Annotated in this window: 20 protein-coding genes; 6 read left to right on the forward strand and 14 right to left on the reverse strand. The window is 66.5% G+C overall.

Translation table 11 applies throughout. From position 1 onward, the window contains the following. Positions 1-42: 42 nt before the first annotated feature. Positions 43-2,913 (forward strand): excinuclease ABC subunit UvrA, encoded by a 2,871-nt coding sequence (uvrA, locus tag AC6RA4_RS01435; RefSeq protein WP_500156673.1) that lies wholly within the window; start codon positions 43-45, stop codon positions 2,911-2,913. Between the two features lie 192 nt (positions 2,914-3,105). Further along, positions 3,106-3,789, forward strand: a complete 684-nt coding sequence (locus AC6RA4_RS01440; protein ID WP_500156675.1) for a DUF6639 family protein — start codon at positions 3,106-3,108, stop codon at positions 3,787-3,789. An 84-nt stretch (positions 3,790-3,873) separates the two neighbouring features. Here the strand turns inward: AC6RA4_RS01440 and AC6RA4_RS01445 are convergent, their stop codons facing one another. The 3 genes from AC6RA4_RS01445 to AC6RA4_RS01455 form a co-directional block, all read right to left on the reverse strand. After that, entirely contained in the window at positions 3,874-4,245 is a 372-nt protein-coding gene (locus AC6RA4_RS01445) for an excinuclease ABC subunit A (RefSeq protein WP_500156677.1), read from the reverse strand. Positions 4,246-4,344: 99 nt separating this feature from the next. Next, positions 4,345-4,545, reverse strand: a complete 201-nt coding sequence (locus AC6RA4_RS01450) for a YgaP family membrane protein (protein WP_500156679.1) — start codon at positions 4,543-4,545, stop codon at positions 4,345-4,347. 91 nt (positions 4,546-4,636) lie between these two features. After that, positions 4,637-5,482 carry an enoyl-CoA hydratase gene (locus tag AC6RA4_RS01455; RefSeq protein WP_500156681.1) on the reverse strand — a complete coding sequence of 282 codons (846 nt, stop codon included), beginning with the start codon at positions 5,480-5,482 and terminating at the stop codon, positions 4,637-4,639. On the opposite strand from AC6RA4_RS01455, the gene AC6RA4_RS01460 reads away from it, so the two are divergent. Then, positions 5,481-5,909 (forward strand): PaaI family thioesterase, encoded by a 429-nt coding sequence (locus AC6RA4_RS01460; RefSeq protein ID WP_500156683.1) that lies wholly within the window; start codon positions 5,481-5,483, stop codon positions 5,907-5,909. The two genes, AC6RA4_RS01455 and AC6RA4_RS01460, sit on opposite strands and share 2 nt — an antisense overlap. A gap of 78 nt (positions 5,910-5,987) precedes the next feature. Here AC6RA4_RS01460 and AC6RA4_RS01465 read toward each other — a convergent pair whose 3' ends face one another. Then, a complete protein-coding gene (locus AC6RA4_RS01465) occupies positions 5,988-6,215 on the reverse strand; it encodes a DUF1127 domain-containing protein (protein ID WP_500156685.1) in 228 nt (75 codons plus the stop codon). Positions 6,216-6,285: 70 nt separating this feature from the next. Between AC6RA4_RS01465 and AC6RA4_RS01470 the strand changes: the two genes are divergently transcribed. The 3 genes from AC6RA4_RS01470 (at position 6,286) to rpsI (ending at position 8,832) form a co-directional block, all read left to right on the forward strand. After that, on the forward strand, positions 6,286-7,710 hold the full coding sequence (locus tag AC6RA4_RS01470; RefSeq protein ID WP_500156687.1) for an aminotransferase-like domain-containing protein: 1,425 nt from the start codon (positions 6,286-6,288) through the stop codon (positions 7,708-7,710). A gap of 172 nt (positions 7,711-7,882) precedes the next feature. Further along, a complete protein-coding gene (gene rplM, locus AC6RA4_RS01475) occupies positions 7,883-8,341 on the forward strand; it encodes a 50S ribosomal protein L13 (RefSeq protein ID WP_500156689.1) in 459 nt (152 codons plus the stop codon). A gap of 2 nt (positions 8,342-8,343) precedes the next feature. Beyond that, a complete protein-coding gene (rpsI, locus tag AC6RA4_RS01480; RefSeq protein WP_500156691.1) occupies positions 8,344-8,832 on the forward strand; it encodes a 30S ribosomal protein S9 in 489 nt (162 codons plus the stop codon). Between the two features lie 125 nt (positions 8,833-8,957). On the opposite strand, the gene AC6RA4_RS01485 is transcribed toward rpsI, so the two are convergent. The 10 genes from AC6RA4_RS01485 to AC6RA4_RS01530 form a co-directional block, all read right to left on the reverse strand. Next, positions 8,958-9,809 carry a sulfotransferase family protein gene (locus AC6RA4_RS01485; RefSeq protein WP_500156693.1) on the reverse strand — a complete coding sequence of 284 codons (852 nt, stop codon included), beginning with the start codon at positions 9,807-9,809 and terminating at the stop codon, positions 8,958-8,960. A gap of 122 nt (positions 9,810-9,931) precedes the next feature. Continuing rightward, positions 9,932-10,549: a TetR/AcrR family transcriptional regulator gene (locus AC6RA4_RS01490; RefSeq protein WP_500156695.1), complete on the reverse strand. Its 618-nt coding sequence runs from the start codon at positions 10,547-10,549 to the stop codon at positions 9,932-9,934. Next, on the reverse strand, positions 10,549-11,418 hold the full coding sequence (ppk2, locus tag AC6RA4_RS01495) for a polyphosphate kinase 2 (RefSeq protein ID WP_500156697.1): 870 nt from the start codon (positions 11,416-11,418) through the stop codon (positions 10,549-10,551). Before ppk2 ends, AC6RA4_RS01490 begins: the two co-directional genes overlap by 1 nt. A gap of 52 nt (positions 11,419-11,470) precedes the next feature. Next, positions 11,471-12,421 (reverse strand): alpha/beta fold hydrolase, encoded by a 951-nt coding sequence (locus tag AC6RA4_RS01500; protein ID WP_500156699.1) that lies wholly within the window; start codon positions 12,419-12,421, stop codon positions 11,471-11,473. A 1-nt stretch (position 12,422) separates the two neighbouring features. Continuing rightward, the gene (locus AC6RA4_RS01505; RefSeq protein ID WP_500156701.1) at positions 12,423-13,376 is read right to left on the reverse strand and encodes a homoserine O-succinyltransferase; all 954 of its coding nucleotides are present in this window, start codon (positions 13,374-13,376) and stop codon (positions 12,423-12,425) included. 99 nt (positions 13,377-13,475) lie between these two features. Next, on the reverse strand, positions 13,476-14,333 hold the full coding sequence (locus AC6RA4_RS01510; protein ID WP_500156703.1) for an ATPase: 858 nt from the start codon (positions 14,331-14,333) through the stop codon (positions 13,476-13,478). A 147-nt stretch (positions 14,334-14,480) separates the two neighbouring features. After that, the gene (locus AC6RA4_RS01515; RefSeq protein ID WP_500156705.1) at positions 14,481-15,644 is read right to left on the reverse strand and encodes an OmpP1/FadL family transporter; all 1,164 of its coding nucleotides are present in this window, start codon (positions 15,642-15,644) and stop codon (positions 14,481-14,483) included. Between the two features lie 145 nt (positions 15,645-15,789). Further along, entirely contained in the window at positions 15,790-16,644 is an 855-nt protein-coding gene (locus tag AC6RA4_RS01520; RefSeq protein ID WP_500156707.1) for a DMT family transporter, read from the reverse strand. Further along, positions 16,641-16,913: a putative quinol monooxygenase gene (locus AC6RA4_RS01525; protein ID WP_500156709.1), complete on the reverse strand. Its 273-nt coding sequence runs from the start codon at positions 16,911-16,913 to the stop codon at positions 16,641-16,643. Before AC6RA4_RS01525 ends, AC6RA4_RS01520 begins: the two co-directional genes overlap by 4 nt. 160 nt (positions 16,914-17,073) lie before the next feature. Continuing rightward, the coding region (locus AC6RA4_RS01530) for a GMP synthase (glutamine-hydrolyzing) (RefSeq protein ID WP_500156711.1) at positions 17,074-17,361 on the reverse strand (288 nt) is incomplete at its 5' end.

A 17,361-nucleotide genomic window follows, 5' to 3' on the forward strand; every position in this document is an offset into this window, starting at 1 on the left:
CGCTTTCGCCTATGTAACGGGCAATCCCGTCCCGGAGGTCTCATGCCAGAGCTGAAGCAGATCGAGGTTCGCGGCGCGCGCGAGCACAATCTGAAATCCATCGATGTCGACATTCCCCGCGACGAGCTGGTGGTCATCACCGGCCTGTCGGGCTCGGGCAAGTCCTCGCTTGCCTTCGACACCATCTATGCCGAGGGGCAGCGCCGCTATGTCGAGAGCCTCTCGGCCTATGCGCGGCAGTTCCTCGACATGATGGAAAAGCCCGATGTCGACCATATCGCCGGGCTGTCGCCGGCGATTTCCATCGAGCAGAAGACCACGTCGAAGAACCCGCGCTCCACCGTCGGCACGGTGACCGAGATCTACGACTATCTCCGCCTGCTCTTTGCCCGCGTCGGCACGCCTTATTCTCCCGCAACCGGCATGCCCATCGAGGCGCAGCAGGTGCAGGACATGGTCGACCGGGTGATGTCGATGGAAGAGGGCACCCGGGGCTACCTGCTGGCGCCGATCATCCGCGACCGCAAGGGCGAGTACAGGAAAGAGTTCCTCGAGCTGCGCAAGCAGGGCTTCCAGCGCGTCAAGGTCGACGGCCAGTTCTACGAGCTCGACGAGCCGCCGACGCTTGACAAGAAGTTCCGCCATGACATCGACGTGGTGGTCGACCGCATCGTGGTGCGCGAGGGGCTCGAGACCCGGCTGGCCGACAGTTTCCGCACCGCGCTGGATCTGGCCTCGGGCATCGCCATCCTCGAGACCGCCCCGAAGGAGGGTGAGCCCGAGCGCATCACCTTCTCGGAGAATTTCGCCTGCCCGGTGAGCGGCTTCACCATCCCCGAGATCGAGCCGCGGCTGTTCTCGTTCAACGCGCCTTTCGGGGCCTGCCCGGAGTGCGACGGGCTTGGTGTCGAGCTCTTCTTCGACGAGCGGCTGGTGGTGCCGGACGCCACGCTGAAGATCTCGGACGGGGCCATCGCGCCCTGGCGCAAGGGCAAGTCGCCCTATTTCCTGCAGACCATCGAGTCGATCGCCAAGCATTACGAGTTCAACAAGAACGAGCGCTGGAAGGATCTTCCGGCGCATGTGCAGCAGGTCTTCCTGCACGGCTCCGGCGACGAAGAGATCCAGTTCCGCTACGACGAGGGCGGCCGGGTCTACCAGGTCTCGCGCGTCTTCGAGGGGGTGATCCCCAACATGGAGCGGCGCTACCGCGAGACCGACAGCAACTGGATCCGCGAGGAATTCGAGCGCTATCAGAACAACCGCCCTTGCGGCAGCTGCGGCGGCTACCGTCTGCGCGAGGAGGCGCTGGCGGTGAAGATCGGCGGCCCGGACAACCTCCTGCACATCGGCCACGTGGTCGAGATGTCGATCAAGGAGGCCCATGCCTGGATCGAGAGCGTTCCGGCCAATCTCACCGGCCAGAAGAACGAGATCGCCCGCGCCATCCTCAAGGAGATCCGCGAGCGGCTGGGCTTTCTCAACAACGTGGGGCTTGAGTACCTCACGATGAGCCGCGCCGCGGGCACGCTCTCGGGTGGCGAGAGCCAGCGCATTCGCCTCGCGAGCCAGATCGGCAGCGGGCTGACGGGCGTGCTCTACGTGCTCGACGAGCCCTCGATCGGCCTGCACCAGCGCGACAATGACCGGCTCATCGGCACGCTGAAATCGCTGCGCGACCAGGGCAATACGGTGATCGTGGTCGAGCATGACGAGGACATGATCCGTCAGGCCGACTATGTCTTCGACATCGGCCCCGGCGCAGGCGTGCATGGCGGGCAGGTGGTGAGCCACGGCACACCCGATGCCATCGCCGCTGATGCCGGCAGTCTCACCGGCCAGTATCTTGCCGGCACGCGCGAGATCGCGGTGCCTGCCAAGCGCCGCAAGGGCAACAAGAAGAAGCTCAAGGTGGTCAAGGCCACCGGCAACAACCTCAAGGAGGTCACCGCCGAGTTCCCGCTGGGCAAGTTCGTCTGCGTGACGGGCGTGTCGGGCGGCGGCAAGTCGACCCTGACCATCGAGACGCTCTACAAGAACGCCGCGATGAAGCTCAACGGCGCCCGCGAGACGCCGGCGCCCTGCGAGACCATCAAGGGGTTCGAGCATCTCGACAAGGTGATCGACATCGACCAGCGCCCGATCGGGCGCACGCCGCGCTCCAACCCGGCGACTTATACCGGCGCCTTCACCCCGATCCGCGACTGGTTCGCCGGGCTGCCCGAGGCCAAGGCGCGGGGCTACAAGCCCGGGCGTTTCTCGTTCAACGTCAAGGGCGGGCGCTGCGAGGCCTGCCAGGGCGATGGCGTCATCAAGATCGAGATGCACTTCCTGCCGGATGTCTATGTCGAGTGCGAGACCTGCAAGGGCAAGCGCTACAACCGCGAAACGCTGGAGATCAGGTTCAAGGGCAAGAGCATCGCCGATGTGCTTGATATGACAGTGGAAGAGGCGCAGGAGTTCTTCACCGCGGTGCCCTCGATCCGCGAGAAGATGGATGCGCTGATGCGCGTCGGTCTGGGCTACGTGAAGGTCGGCCAGCAGGCCACGACGCTCTCGGGCGGCGAGGCGCAGCGGGTGAAACTGTCGAAGGAACTGGCGAAGCGCTCCACCGGGCGCACGCTCTATATCCTCGACGAGCCGACCACCGGCCTGCATTTCGAGGATGTGCGCAAGCTCCTGGAGGTGCTGCACGAGTTGGTCGAGCAGGGCAACACGGTGGTGGTGATCGAGCACAACCTCGACGTCATCAAGACCGCCGACCACCTGATCGACATCGGCCCCGAGGGCGGCGATGGCGGCGGCGAGATCGTCGCCACCGGCACGCCCGAGCAGGTGGCCGAAGTCGAGCGGTCGCATACCGGGCGCTACCTCAAGCCGATGCTGCGCGCGGGCAAGGTGGCGGCGGAGTAGGCGCTGGCCTTAGCCGTCTCCGATGCGCCCTCGCAGGCATCTGCGGGGGCGTTTCGCTGTTTCGCTGTTTCGCTGTTTGGTCCGGGATGGCAGACTACGCCGCACCGCGCCGTGACCTCGGTCAAGGACCGGAGGGAATGCGCTCCGTTACTCTGGCGGCCTGCCTGTCGGGCCTTTGGGGGAGGAGCCGCGATGTCCGCATTCGATCATGTCATGCGACTGGGGGCCTGCCTGACGCTTGCTCTGGCGGCCATGGAGGCGCGGGCCGAGCCGGTGCCCTGCGACGATCCGGGCTTTGTCGTGGAAGCGCCCGACGCGGCCGCGCACACAATGATCTGCGAGGCTGCGGGGCGCGCCAAGGAGGCGCTGGCGTTCTGCGAACTGGTGCCGGTCAAGCCGATTGTCATCGCCACGGAAGAGGGCGTGATCCACGGCATGGGGCGCTGCCTCGCGGCCTATGATTGCGCTCAGAACCGCATCCGGATCATCGCGCCAGATCTGATGCGCGCGCATCTGCTGCCCGAGGATCCGTATGCAGAGCTTCCCGACGCGGTGGTGTTCGGCTCGTTGCTGACCCACGAGATGGCCCATGCGGTGGTCGAACAGAGGCGCGGCGTGCAGCCCATCGCGCTGGTCGATCACGAGTTCATCGCCAATGCGATGGAGCTCTCGGCGATGCCGGCAGAGCATCGCCAGACGCTTCTCGATCTGGCGGGCATCACGCCGCCGGTCACCGCGGCCTATATCGATCTGCTGATCTACGGGCTGGCCCCACGGCGCTTCTCTGCCGCGTCGTATTATCTTTTCGAGGCGCAGGGCTGTGGCCTGGTGACGGGCATTCTCGACGGCAGCGTCACCTTCGTCGAGGAGCGCTGAACGCCGCAGCGCGGGACGGATCGCCAAAGAAAAAGCCGCGCCCTAGAGGGCGCGGCTTTGTGTTCGAGCGGAAGGCCCGATCGATCAGTCGGCCAGCGCCGCGAGGGCGCCGATCACGTTCAGCACCTTCCGCGTCTCGGGATCGACGCGGTAGACCACATCGTTGTTGCGGTAGTAGGTGCCGTCCGGCAGGCCGTAGCGGTCCGGGTTGCGCAGTACGACGTAATCGCCCTGAATGCGCTCGCCCTCGTGGTAGCGGCGCACCTCCTTGCGCACCTCGCGGCGGATCTCTTCGCGGTCCGAGCGGGTCTCTTTCTTCATCGCCTGACCCGGCGGGTTGCAGCCATTGTGCTTCTTGGCGAGGCCCGGCGGGCAGCCGTTCTGGGCGGCGGTGGCGGCGACGGGCATGCTCAGGGCGCCGGCGGACATGGCGGCGAGGACGAGGGTGCGGAACATTGCGTTTCTCCTTGATTGCTCAGGACTATAACGCATGTGCCGCAGGGATTTGTTCCCCCTCGGGAGGGCGTGAGCGGCGCACCGCTCACGCGCGTGTCGTCACTTCTTCATCGGGCAGGTGTTCACGCCGATCAGCGAATAGATCGGGCAGGTTCCGAGCAGCCCGGTCACCAGCGGGATGATGCCGAGCAGGTAGAGCCAGCTAAAGGCGCCATCGGTGAGGAAGAAGGCGAGCACCAGAAGCGCGCCCACGACGATGCGCAGGATCTTGTCGATCCCTCCGACATTCTTGGCAAACATGGATCATGTCCTTTCGTGACAAAACGGGGTCATACCCTGTCATTGCCCATCGCGGGGCCGCTGTCTGTGACATGGTCACCAAGCGGCGCGGTTACTGCGTCCAGTCCGGCGGGCGCTTCTCGAGAAAGGCGGCGATACCTTCCTCGGTGTCGCGCCAGAGCATGTTCTCGACCATCACCTCGCCGGCATAGGCATAGGCCTCGTCGAGCCCCATCTGGGCCTGCGCGTAGAACGCCTCCTTGCCGATCTTCACCGCAGCGCCAAGCTTGCCGGCCACGGTTTCGGCCAGCTCTGCTGTGGCCTCGGCCAACTGGTCGGCCGGCACCACGCGGTTGATCAGCCCCATGTCGCGGGCCTCATGGGCATCGGCGAAGCGGCCGGTCGAGAGCATCTCGAAGGCGTGCTTGCGCGGGATGTTGCGGCTGAGGGCCACCATCGGTGTCGAGCAGAACAGCCCGATATTCACCCCGTTCACGCCGAACCGCGTGCCCTTGGCGGCGACCGCGAGATCGCAGGAGGCCACGAGCTGGCAGCCGGCGGCGGTGGCGATGCCGTGAACCTGCGCGATCACCGGCTGGGGCAGGCGCTGCAGCCCGGTCATTACCTCGGTGCAGCGGGCGAAGAGATCGGCGAAATAGGCCTTGCCGCCATCCTCCGCCTGCCGGCCCTGCTGCATCTGCTTGAGATCATGCCCGGCGCAGAACGCCTTGCCCTCGCCCGAGATCACCACCGCGCGGATCGTGCGATCCTCCTTGAGCGCATCGATCTGCGCCTTCAGCGCGGCGAGCATCTCGTCTGAGAGCGCGTTTAGCCGCTCGGGCGCGGTCATGCGCAGATGCGCGACCGCGCCAGTGTCGTGACGTTCCAGCAGAGCCATCTTGTCCTCTCCCTCTGTTTGCGCTGAGGTTAGCCGTGCTGCGAGAGGGAGGACAAGCATGGCGCTGGCAATGACAGTCGCGGAGGTCGAAAGCTACCTCGCGGAGGTGTTCCCGCAGGTCGACGGCATGTTCGGCATCGACCGGCTGGACGAGGATCTTTTGGTGATGCGCCTTCATGTCTCCGACGCCCATCTGCGCCCGGGTGGCACCGTGTCGGGCCCGTCGATGTTCTCGCTCGCCGATGTTGCGGCCTATGTGGCGACGCTGGCGCGGATCGGGCGGCAGGCGCTGACGGTGACGACCCATTGCTCGATCGATTTCATGCGCAAGCCGGAGGCGGGCAGGGACCTGTTGGCCGAGGCGCGGCTGCTGAAGCTCGGGCGGAGCCTGAGCGTCACGGATGTGCTGCTGTTCTCGGAAGGCTCGGACAAGCCGGTGGCGCATGCCTCGCTGACCTACTCGATCCCGCCGGCGCCCGTGGGGTAGGGCGCAGGGCACTTCGCAACAAAAAAGGCGCGAGGAAAGCCTCGCGCCCAGGGGAAGAGGTTCCGTCAGGTCCGGGGATCAGCCCTGCCAGAACATGCGGCGTGCCTCCTTGTAGGCGACGTGCCGTTCCAGGCCGACATCACGCAGCAAATGGTCGTCGAGCTGACGAAGCGCACGGCGGGTGCGCTGGCGCTCGGACCACTTGGCCAGCACCACCGCGGTGCGCAGCGCGATTGCCGAGAGCAGCGGCAGCGGGCGCTGCGCGTCGAGATAGGCAAGGAGCGGGGCGTGGGCGGTGTTGGTCATGGGATGTCTCCGTAAGTTGTATTGATACAATATCCTTGATTTCCGTGATGTTTTGATACATTGTGCCAATATGGACGTCGAGAAAAACATTGTGACCGATACAATATCGGGTCTGTTCGATGCGCAGCCGGATGGGCCGAAATACCGCGCGCTCTCCGCGGCGCTGCGTCAGGGCATCGCGGGCAAGCAGCTCGGCAGCGGCGCACAGCTGCCGCCGGTGCGGGATCTGGCATGGCGACTGGGGATGACCCCGGGCACGGTGGCGCGGGCCTATTCCATCCTCACCGACGAGGGGCTTCTGGTGGCCGAGGTCGGCCGCGGCACCTTTGTCGCGGGGCAGGTCGAGACCAAGCCTCCGCTCTACATCACCCGGCCCCGGGCCGAGGAGGCCGACAGTCCAGAGCTCGTCAACCTGTTCACCTCGCGTCTTCCGGACCTCGGGCAAGTGGCTCTGATCAATCAGGGATTTCAGCGCCTGTCACAGCGTCCGGATCGCGCACTGCTGGAGTATCCGACCGCCGCGTCCTTCGCGCCCGCGCGCGAAGCCGTGGTCGGCTGGCTGTCGTCGATCCCGCTCGGCACGCTGCATCACGAGGACATCGTGCTGTCGCATGGCGCGCAGAGCGCGATCTCGCTGGTGATGCAGGCGGTGCTGCGCGGCCGGCGCCCGGTGGTGCTGGTCGAGGAACTGGCCTATCCCGGCTTCCGCCGCGCTGCCGAATTGATGCGGGCCGAGATTGTATCGGTCCCGATGGATGAACACGGCATTGTACCATCCGCTTTGGCTGAGCTTGCCCGAAAGCACGACGCCCAGCTGCTTTGTACCTCTCCCGAACTGCACAATCCCACCGTCGTCAAGACGCCGCCCGAGCGCCGCCGCGCGATCGCCGAGGTTGCCCGACGCAGCGGCTTCGACATTCTCGAGGACGATTGCACCTTCCTCGGCGACGATCACAACGAGACCTACCGCGCGCTGCTTCCCGCCAAGTCCTGGTTCGTGTCGTCGATCTCCAAGACCCTGACGCCGGCGCTGCGCATCGGCTTTGCCATCGCGCCGCAGGACAAGCGCCTGATGCTGCGACGGGTGGCCGAGAACGGCTTCTTCGGGCTCGCCAAGCCGCTGGCCGACCTGACGCAAGACCTGCTCGGGCGCGAGGAAACCCGCGAGATCGTGCGCTCGGTGCGCCGCCGAAATGCCGTCTATGTGCGCAGCACGGTGAACGCGCTTGGCGGCTTCGACCTGAGCTGGCACGAGGATTCGCCCTTCGTCTGGCTGCGCCTGCCGGCGGGCTGGCGCTCGGCCGCCTTCTGCCTCGCCGCCGAGCAGCAGGGGGTGCAGGTGCGCCCGGCGGAGGATTTCGCCCCGCGCACCGGCTTTGCGCCCCACGCCATCCGCATCGGCATGAACGCGCAGGTGGCGATGGCCGAGTTCGAGGCGGCGCTGGCGCGGCTGCGCCAGCTGCTCGACAATCCGCCGGAGCAGATTCTGGCCTGAAAGTGTGGGGTATTATTATACCATAATTTCAAGAGATTGTTTTTGCGTGATTAATTTGGATTTTGCCCGCTTGACTGGGGTTTCGGGACGCGTATAACCCCGCAATCGGAATTCGGGCCCTCCCGTGGGGTCCACTCAAGACAAGCTCCAAGACAAGCTCAAGGGCAACACGATGAAAACCTTCTCTGCAACTCCGGCAGACATCGAGAAGAAATGGATCGTGATCGACGCGGAAGGCGTCGTTCTCGGCCGTCTCGCATCGATCGTCGCCATGCGCCTTCGTGGCAAGCACAAGGCAACCTTCACGCCGCACATGGATATGGGCGACAACGTCATCGTCATCAACGCCGACAAGGTGCAGATGACCGGCAAGAAGCGTGAAGAGAACTTCTACTGGCACACCGGTCACCCGGGCGGCATCAAGTCGCGCACCAAGGCGCAGATCCTCGAGGGTGCACACCCCGAGCGCGTGGTGTTCCAGGCCGTCAAGCGCATGCTGCCGGGCAACCGCCTGTCGCGCAAGCAGCTGACCAACCTGCGTATCTATGCCGGCGCCGAGCATCCGCACGAGGCGCAGGCGCCCGACACGCTCGACGTCAAGTCGATGAACAAGAAGAACACCCGGGTGTAATCATGGCTGAACAGATCAATTCCCTGGAAGAACTGGGCGCCGCAGCCGGTGTGGATGCCGCTCCCGAAATCGAAGAAGCGCCCCGCGAGCCCGTCCGTGACGAGTTCGGCCGCGCCTATGCCACCGGCAAGCGGAAGGACGCGGTCGCCCGCGTCTGGATCAAGCCGGGTTCGGGCAAGGTCTCGGTCAACGGCAAGGAACTGAACGTCTACTTCGCCCGTCCGGTGCTGCAGATGATCCTGCGCCAGCCGTTCTCGGTGGCCGGTGTCGAGGACCAGTTCGACGTCTACGCAACCGTCAAGGGCGGTGGCCTCTCCGGCCAGGCCGGCGCGGTCAAGCACGGCATCTCGAAGGCGCTGCAGCTTTACGATCCGTCGCTGCGTTCGGCTCTGAAAGCCGCTGGCTTCCTGACCCGCGACAGCCGCGTCGTCGAGCGTAAGAAGTTCGGTAAGCGCAAGGCACGCCGCAGCTTCCAGTTCTCGAAGCGCTGATTTCACGCTTTCAAGATTTGCAAAGGGCCGCCCGGTTGGGCGGCCCTTTCGCGTTTCGGGAGGCTGTGCCAGCGGGGGGAGAAGATTTTTCACGGAAAAATCTTGGCCCGGTGGCGGGCGTGTGTTCAGAGCAGCCCGGCGTGGGGCCAGTGGCTGCGGGCCTCGGGCAGGCGGGCGATGACCGCCTCGTAATCCTTCGCGAAGCTCGGGAAGACCTGCTCGGCCAGCCCCTCGGGCAGGGCGCTGCGGTCTCCGGCGGCATTGACCGGGGCGCCGCCCGCCTCGGGCCGGGACGCGATGCCGGCAAAGGCGGAGAGCTCGGCGATGACGGGCGCGGTGAAGAGCCGCTCGTAGAGCGCGAGGAACCGCCGCTCTTCGGGAAAGACCTCATCGAGCCGCGCCAGCGTGACGTGGTAATCAGGATCGCTGGTGCCGATGCCGCCGGGTGCGAAGATCTTCAGGAAGGCCGCGCGGTCGTCGAGCGCCTCGTCGAGCCGGCTCTTGCGGCGGTACATCTTCAGAAGCGACCACGCACGCTCGATCGGATCGCGCAGGGTCATCACGGTCTTGACCTCGACGCCGCGGGCGGCAAAGCCCGCGTCGATGCGGCGGAAACTCTCGGTCGAGAGCGCCGCGTAGCCCGGGGTCACGTCGCCGGTGAGGCGGATGCCGGGTCGGTCGAGCAGGGCGCAGTACCACGGCACGTAGCGCTCGAGATCCTGCTGCAGCCACCAGCGCAGCACCTTGCCGCGCGGGCGGCGGTGCAGGCGCTGGACCAGCGCGAACTCGGCCCTTCGCCAGGCCGGCGGGCGCGGCATCAGGAAATGCGCCTTTTCCGGAACGGTGACAGCGTCCCAGACCTGCATCTCGCCCAGCGGGCCCATGTCGGCGCCCTCGGCCTCGCCGAGATAGGTGCGGATCCAGGTGGTGCCGGATTTCGAGGCGCCGGGGCAGAGGAGGAAGGTCTTGTCAGCCATGTGGTTGTGCATGCCTTGTGATCTGGGTCGGAGGGGGCGCTGCCCCCGTCGCGGCGGAGCCGTGATTCCCCCGGGATATTTTCAGCCAAGAGAAACCATGAACGGTGGCAGGGGCCAAGGCTTCACTCGTCGGGCGGGATGAGCCCGAGGCCGCGCAGGTAGATGCCGATGCCGGTCTCGAGCAGGGCTTCGGGCGGGAAGGGCGACTGGGTGCCGGGCGAGTTGCGGGCGAAAAGCTCGACCACGCCGTGGGAGAAGGCCCAGACATGGGCCGAAACCATCGAGGGCGGCGGGCGCTTGCCCGGCGGGATGTGCTGCGAGAGCTCGGCGGCGGCACGTTCGGGGATGCCGCGGGCGCGGGCCGAGAGGGCTGCGAGCTCGGGCGAGTGGTTGACCGAGATGCCGCTTTCGAACATCGCGATGTAATGGCCGGGATGCTTGCGGGCGAAGGCGAGATAGGCGCGGCCGGTGGCCTCGAAGGCCGCCAGTGCCGAGGGCCGGCCATCGTCATAGGCATAGGCCATGAGGTCGGCGAAGATCTCGTAGCCCTGGCGCGCGGCCTCGGCGATCAGGTCCTCGCGACCGTCGAAGTGCCGGTAGACCGCCGCCGGCGTCACGCCGGCGCGCTTGGCGGCTTCCGAGAGGGTGAAGCCGGTCGGGCCCTTCTCCTCGATCAGTTCGAGCGCCGCGTCGACAAGGGCCTGACGCAGGTTGCCGTGGTGATAGCCGCGCTTGGGCATCAGGCGTCCCAGACCTCCGGGCCGCCGGAGATCTTCGGATCGGGGGCGCCCACCACGCGGGCATCCTTCTCGGCGTAGTCGAGATGGCTCAGCACGTGGCGGATCGCGGCGAGGCGGGCGCGCTTCTTGTCGTCGGAGCGGATCACCGTCCAGGGCGCGGCGGCGCTGTGGCTGCGCGACAGGGTCTCCTGGATGGCAGAGCTGTACTCGTCCCAGCGCTTGAGCCCCTCGACGTCGATCCAGCTCAGCTTCCATTGCTTGAGCGGATCCTCTTCGCGCTTGAGGAAGCGGCGCAGCTGCTCGGCCCGGCCGACATTGAGCCAGAACTTGAAGACCCGGATGCCTTCCTCGACCAGCATGGATTCGAAATCCGGAACCTGGGCGAAGAAATGCTCGCGCTCGGCCTCGGTGCAGAAGCCGAAGACCTTCTCGACCACGCCGCGATTGTACCAGGAGCGGTCGAAGAACACGATCTCGCCGCCCGCCGGCAGGTGCTCGATATAGCGCTGGAAGTACCATTGCGTGGCCTCGGTATCGGAGGGCTTGGAGAGCGCCACCACGCGGGCGCCGCGTGGGTTGAGGTTCTCGCGGAAGCGCTTGATTGTGCCGCCCTTGCCGGCGGCGTCGCGGCCCTCGAAGATGCAGGCGATGCGCTGGCCGGTGGCCTTGGCCCAGCTCTGCATCTTCACCAGCTCGATCTGCAGCGCCTCCATCTCCTTGAGATAGGCCTTGTTCTTCATCTCTTCCGAGTAGGGATAGGAGCCGGAGAGGATCTCATCCTTGTCGGCGCGTCTGAGCGCGTTGCGGATGTCGCCGGGGGCGTCGTCCTTGAAATAGCTGCTGATGGCGCCGTCGAAGGGAGTGCTCAAGGCGGGGATCCTGTTGCTGTTGGGTGCGGGGCAATATGGGATGTAAATGCGATTAACGCAAACCCGCACGGGCGGCGACCCGGTCGATGGCGGCGTACATCTGCGCCGCTGCCGCGTGCTGCGCGGCATGGCCGATACCGGGCAGCACCACGAGATTGGCGCCGGGGATCTGGCGCGCGGTCGGCACCGAATGGATCTGCAGACCCACGGTGGTGTCGGCATCGCCGTGCAGGATCTCGACCGGCAGCTCGAGCGCGCCGTAGCGCGGCAGCATGCGGGCGATCTCGGCTTTCAGGCTGGCGCGCTGGAGGGCGTTCTCGTGCAGGCTGGCGGGGCGGAGGGCGAGCTCGGCGCCGATATGCTCGGCATAGCCCGGCGGCACCGGCTGCGGCGCGAAGACGCCGGCGATGGCGTCGAGCACGCGGTCCTCTCCGGCCAGCGCCGAGATCGCCGGGTTGGCGATGCCGGCCAGCGGGCCGGAGGTCAGACGGTAGAAGAACGGCACGCCGCTGTCCCAGGTCTGCGACGCGGCCGAGACCAGCACCAGCCCCGAGGCGCGCTCGGGGTGCTCCACCGCCCAGGCCAGCGCCACCGCGCCGCCATAGGAATGGCCGAGCACGATCGGGCGCTCTGCGCCGAGCTGGCGGCTGGCGGCGCTGAGCAGCGCGGCCTGCTCCTGGATCGAGGCACCGCCGCGGTCGATGCGCGGCGTGTAGCCCATGCCGGGCCGGTCGAAGGCGATGACCCGGTAGCGCCGCGACAGCTGGTCGACCGCGCGGAAGGTCCAGTCGCGCAGGTTGCCGCTGGCGCCGTGGATCAGCACCAGAGGCGGGCCGCTGCCCTTCTCGACGTAATGGATGCGGTGGCCCGAGACCTCGAGGAAGCGGCCCTCGGGCGGGTAGGCTTCGAGGATCGCCGCCGAACTGCTGTCGCTCGCCCGGTTTCCGGCGGCGCAGGCCGCGACACCGAGGAACAGGAGCGAGAGCAGCGAGCGGCGGCGCATCTCAGCCCCCGCGCCGCTTGCGCCAGTCGGTGCTTTCGATCCCGATCCGGCTGATGTCGAAGACGGTGGTCTGGTAGATCTCGTTGATCCAGTTGCCGTAGAGCAGGTGCGCGTGGCTGCGCCAGCGGTTCTGCGGCGTCTTGGTCGGATCGTCGTCGGGGTAGTAATTGGCGGGCACGTTGATCGGTTTGCCGGCCGCCACGTCGCGGTCGTACTCTTCCTTCAGCGTGCCGCTGTCATACTCGAGATGGTTGAAGATGTAGAGCGCGCGGTGGGCCGGATCCTCGACCAGCGCCGGGCCAGTCTCGGGCGAGTGGATCAGCACCGGCAGGCCCGCCGCCTCGACCTCGTCGCGGCGCATCTCGGTCCAGCGCGACACCGGCATCACCATGTCGTCCGAGAAGCCGCGCAGGAAGGGCGAGGCGGGGGCGAGGTTCTGGTGCCGCACGCAGCCAAAGGCCTTGTGCGCGAGCATATGCTTCGGCACGCCGTGGAAATAATTGATCATCGCCATGCCGCCCCAGCACACGCCGAAGGTGGAATGCACATGGGTCTGGGTCCAGTCGAACACCCGGGTCAGCTCGTCCCAGTAGGTGACCTCGGTGAAGGGCAGATGCTCGATCGGGGCGCCGGTGATGATGAGACCGTCGAATTTCTCGCCCGTCGCCTCGACCTCAGCGAAGGGGCGATAGAAGGTCTCCATGTGCTCGGCGGCGGTGTTCTTGGTCTGATGCTCGGTCATCCGGATCAGCGAGAGCTCGATCTGCAGCGGCGTCGCGCCAATGAGGCGCGCGAACTGGTTCTCGGTCTGGATCTTCTTCGGCATCAGGTTGAGCAGCGCAATGCGCAGCGGCCGGATGTCCTGACGGCCGGCGCTGTCCTCGTCCATGACCATGACGCCCTCGTTGGTGAGAACGTCATAGGCGGGCAGGTCGGAGGGCAGTTTGATGGGCATCGGCTTTACTCTTGGTGAGAGGGCACAGATAGAGCGGCACCCCCGGTTTAACAAGCGCTACGGGGCGCCGGATCGCAGCGCCCCGCTGTGGGGGCAGGCTCAGGCGGGCAGGGCGGCGGCGATGACTTGGGTGAAATCGGCCTCGTCGCGGACCGTGGCCATGTCGGCGGCCTCGACGGTGATGCCCCAGTTCTTCGCCATCGCCTCGTAGCGCGGCTGGCGGTGGGCCAGCGCGCGGGCATAGGTCCAGCGGATGAAGGCATCGGGATCGACGGCGGTCTCGGCAAGGCCGGTCTCGTCGAGATAGGCGTGCCACGCAGAGGCGAGGAACTCTGGCTGGTAGGCCATCGGCTTCGGCGCGCGGTCGAAGCGGCGGATGAGCTCCTCGGTATGGGCCTCGCTGCCGCGGATCCAGACCATCAGCGCGTGGCTCGAGAGCTCGGACAGGACACGGTCCCTTGGGTTTTCCGGGTCGACCCATTCGCAGATCGAGCCGCCGGTATCGCAGACGAAATGCGGGTAGCCGTAGAGCTCTTCGGCGCGGTCGATGAAATAGCCGGTGTCGAGCAGCGCCTGCTCTTCGGCGCGGCGGAACTGCTCTTGCCGGAGTTGGTAGGTCTCGATCGGCAGGCCGCCCTTCGCGGTGTCGCCGGGCTTGCCGAGATAGGTCGAGACCGGGGTCAGGTTGTCGAAGGTGATGTTGGAGCCGATATGGATCGAATCCGACATCAGCAGCTCGCGCAGGAACGGCACCTTCATCGCCTCGCGCTTGGCGTTGTCGGCGATGTATTCGCCCATGTAGCGGGTGCCGATGCGGTAATCGATCGAGTAGTGGAACCAGCGCCCGGTCTGGCGCAGCATCGACGAGACATGGGTCTTGCCGAGGCCCGACATGGCAAACAGCACCACGCGCTTGTGGGGCGCGGCGCGCCAGTCTTCCGCGGTCCGGTAATACATGGTCGGGCTTCCTTCGAGTCGTTCGGACCACAGGTAAAGAGGGCCGCGCATGGCGTCAAATGGCGGCGTGATGTGGGCCGGAACGCAAGCCGCCCGAGCGCCTCTCGGCGCCCGGGCGGGTCTAGATCTGCTCGATGGTCTGCCGCCTCAGAAGCGGTAGGCAACCTTGAGGCCGACGCCCCAGGCGGAGTTGTCCTCGAACTTGGCGCGCGCCACATCGGGGGTGCCGGTCTCGGGCTTGGCGTCGCCGAGCCAGAAGCGGCTGATGCCGCCGGAGACGGTGACCTGCTCGTTCACGTTGTAGGACGCGGCGAGGCGCAGCTGGGTGTAGCCGGTGGTCGGCGCCAGCGGCGAGACCAGGTCGTCGCCCGGGCCCTCATAGGTGGCGCTGATCGCGGCCGAGAATTTCTCGTTGAAGCGGCGGCCGATGCCGAGCGTGTAGGCGGTGCTGTCCTCGAGATCGATCAGACCGTTGCCGACCACGGTGACGAAGCTGTCGGGATCGACGCGGAACTGCGAATGCTTGACGTGGCGGATGCCGCCGAAGAGCAGTGTGTCCTTGGCGATGCCGGTCTGAAAATCGAGGTTCCAGCTTTCCGGGGTCTTCACCTCGGTTTCGCCACTGCCGTTGAGCAGCGGCAACGTGGCATCCGGGATGCCGTCGCCGGTCACGTCGACGGGGATCAGCGGGCCGGACTCGGTGGTCCCCATGTCGTGGGTGATCGCAGAGTTGTAGGTCAGCGCCACGCGCAGCGCGATCTCCGGCACCTCATAGGCAGCGCCCAGCACGTAGCCAACGCCGGTGGTCTTGTCGAGATTGACCTCGTAGCCGCTGACCGGGCCATAGGCCAGACCCTCGAGATGGATGTCGCCCCGCGCCTGCTGCAGGCGCAGACCGCCGAAGGCGCTCCAGTTGTCGTTGAACTGGTACTTGGCAAGCGCGGTCAGCGTGTGGGTGCTGGCCTCGGCGGTGGTGCCGCCAAGCGGGAAGTTCCCGCTGTCATAGGCGATGTCGGCGCCGAAGGGCCGGTCGTAGATCAGCGCCAGCGCCAGCCGGTCGGTGACATCGTACTTGAGGCCGAAGGACGGCAGGTAGAAGCCGTCGGCGACGTCGTCGATATCCTGCGCCGGGAACGGCGGCGAGATGTTCTTGCCCGAGAGCGACGGGTTGGCATAGGCCAGCGAGACCTCGAGCACGTTGCCGGTCTCGTACAGGATCAGTGCCGATTGCTGAGTCCGTTCGATGCCGCCCGCGTGAAGTGCTGTCGCGGACAGGGCCAGCGCCGAGGCGCCGGTCAACAGAAATTTCATGAGTTTCCCTCTCCCTAAGGTATTCTCCTCCACCTTCGACGCTAACGACGAGGCGGTTGAACGGTCAATCAATGACCCTGCGTAAGTTGACGTGCTGCGCCGTAACGTCACTTTGTCGCATCGACAGGGCGCCGCGGCGTCGGGGTTAACGCGTTTCGCGCAAGATGTTGAAATAGTTTGCGCCGAAGATGATCGCGGCCCCGAGGAACACGAACGGATCGAGCGCTTCGGCATAGACCAGCATGCCCACCACGGCAACCAGCGGCAGCCGGGCGAAGTCGATCGGCATGACAACCGGAGCGGGCGCAAGGCCAAGCGCGGTGGTGAGGCAGAAATGCGCCACCAGCCCGGCGATGGCGATCAGCGCCACCCAGGGCCAGGTGGCGAGGCCGGGCAGGGCGATGTCGCCGTCGATGCCGGCGCAGACGAGCCCGAACACCGCCTGCATGACGGTGAGCCAGAACAGGATGCACGCGGTCGAGGCGGTGCGGGTGAGCTTGCGGGTGACGACGGCGGAGCCGGCAAAGCCCAGGCCCGCGAGCAGAGCCGCGATCAGGCCGGGGCTGAGGGTTTCGGGCGTCGGGCGGGCGACCACGAGGATGCCGATGAAGCCGATGCCGGCGGCGATGGCGCGGCTCGGCGTGATGCGCTCGCCCAGCACCAGCGGCGACAGCAGGATGACCCAGAGCGGCGAGGTGAACTCGAGCGCGAAGACCTGCGCCAGCGGGATCGTGGCGACGGCGAAGAACCAGCAGTTCTGGCCGGCGAAATGGCTGATGTTGCGTGCGACGTGCAGGCCGAAGCGGTCGCGGTTGATCTGCGAGAGCCTGCCCGTCGCGGCGAGCACCGAGGTGACGATGATTGCGCCGATGATCGAGCGGTAGAGCATGATCTCGAAGGTGTCGAGATCGAGGCTCACGGCGCGGCCGGCGACCGCCATGGCGGTGAAGGAGACCACGGCCCCGGTCATCCAGAGCACGGCCTGAAGCGTCTGGCTCATGCCTCGGTCACCTCGTAGTCGCGCGGGCAGCCGGCGGTGATCCGGGCCCAGTCGCTGGCCTGCGCGCGCTCCTGATGGGCGTCAAAGGCGGCGCGGTCGGTGAAGCGCTCGGCCACGGTAAAGACGCAAGGCGCGGTTTCGGTGACCTCGAAGCTCAGGCAGCCGGGCTCGGCCCGGGTCAGGCGGATATGCTCGGGCAGCGCGGCGCGGATCGCGTCGGCGCGCCCGGGCGGGCAGGTCATGGTGCCGGTCAGGCGGATCTCGGGCATGGGGTCTCCTCGGCCGTGGCCGGCCTCCTCGACGGCGGGCACGAACCGCGTGACCTTGGCGCGTGCCCGGACAAGACACAAGCCCCGCATCGGACAATGCGGGGCTTGCGTTAATCGTTTGTGTGCAATCGGTGACGCCGTGCCTGCGCGCAGGCGCGGATCACTCGAGTTCGATGGTGCCCGGCGGCTTCGAGGTGCAATCGTAGAACACCCGGTTGATGCCCTTCACCTCGTTGATGATCCGCGTCGAGGTCTCGCCGAGGAACTCGTGAGTGAACGGGTAGTAATCCGCCGTCATGCCATCCACGCTGGTCACCGCGCGCAGTGCCAGCGCGTAATCGTAGGTGCGGCCATCGCCCATCACGCCCACGGTGCGCATCGGCAGGATCGCGGCGAAGGCCTGCCAGATCTCGTCGTAAAGCCCGTGCTTGCGGATCTGGTCGATATA

This window comes from Salipiger sp. (genome assembly GCF_059781815.1).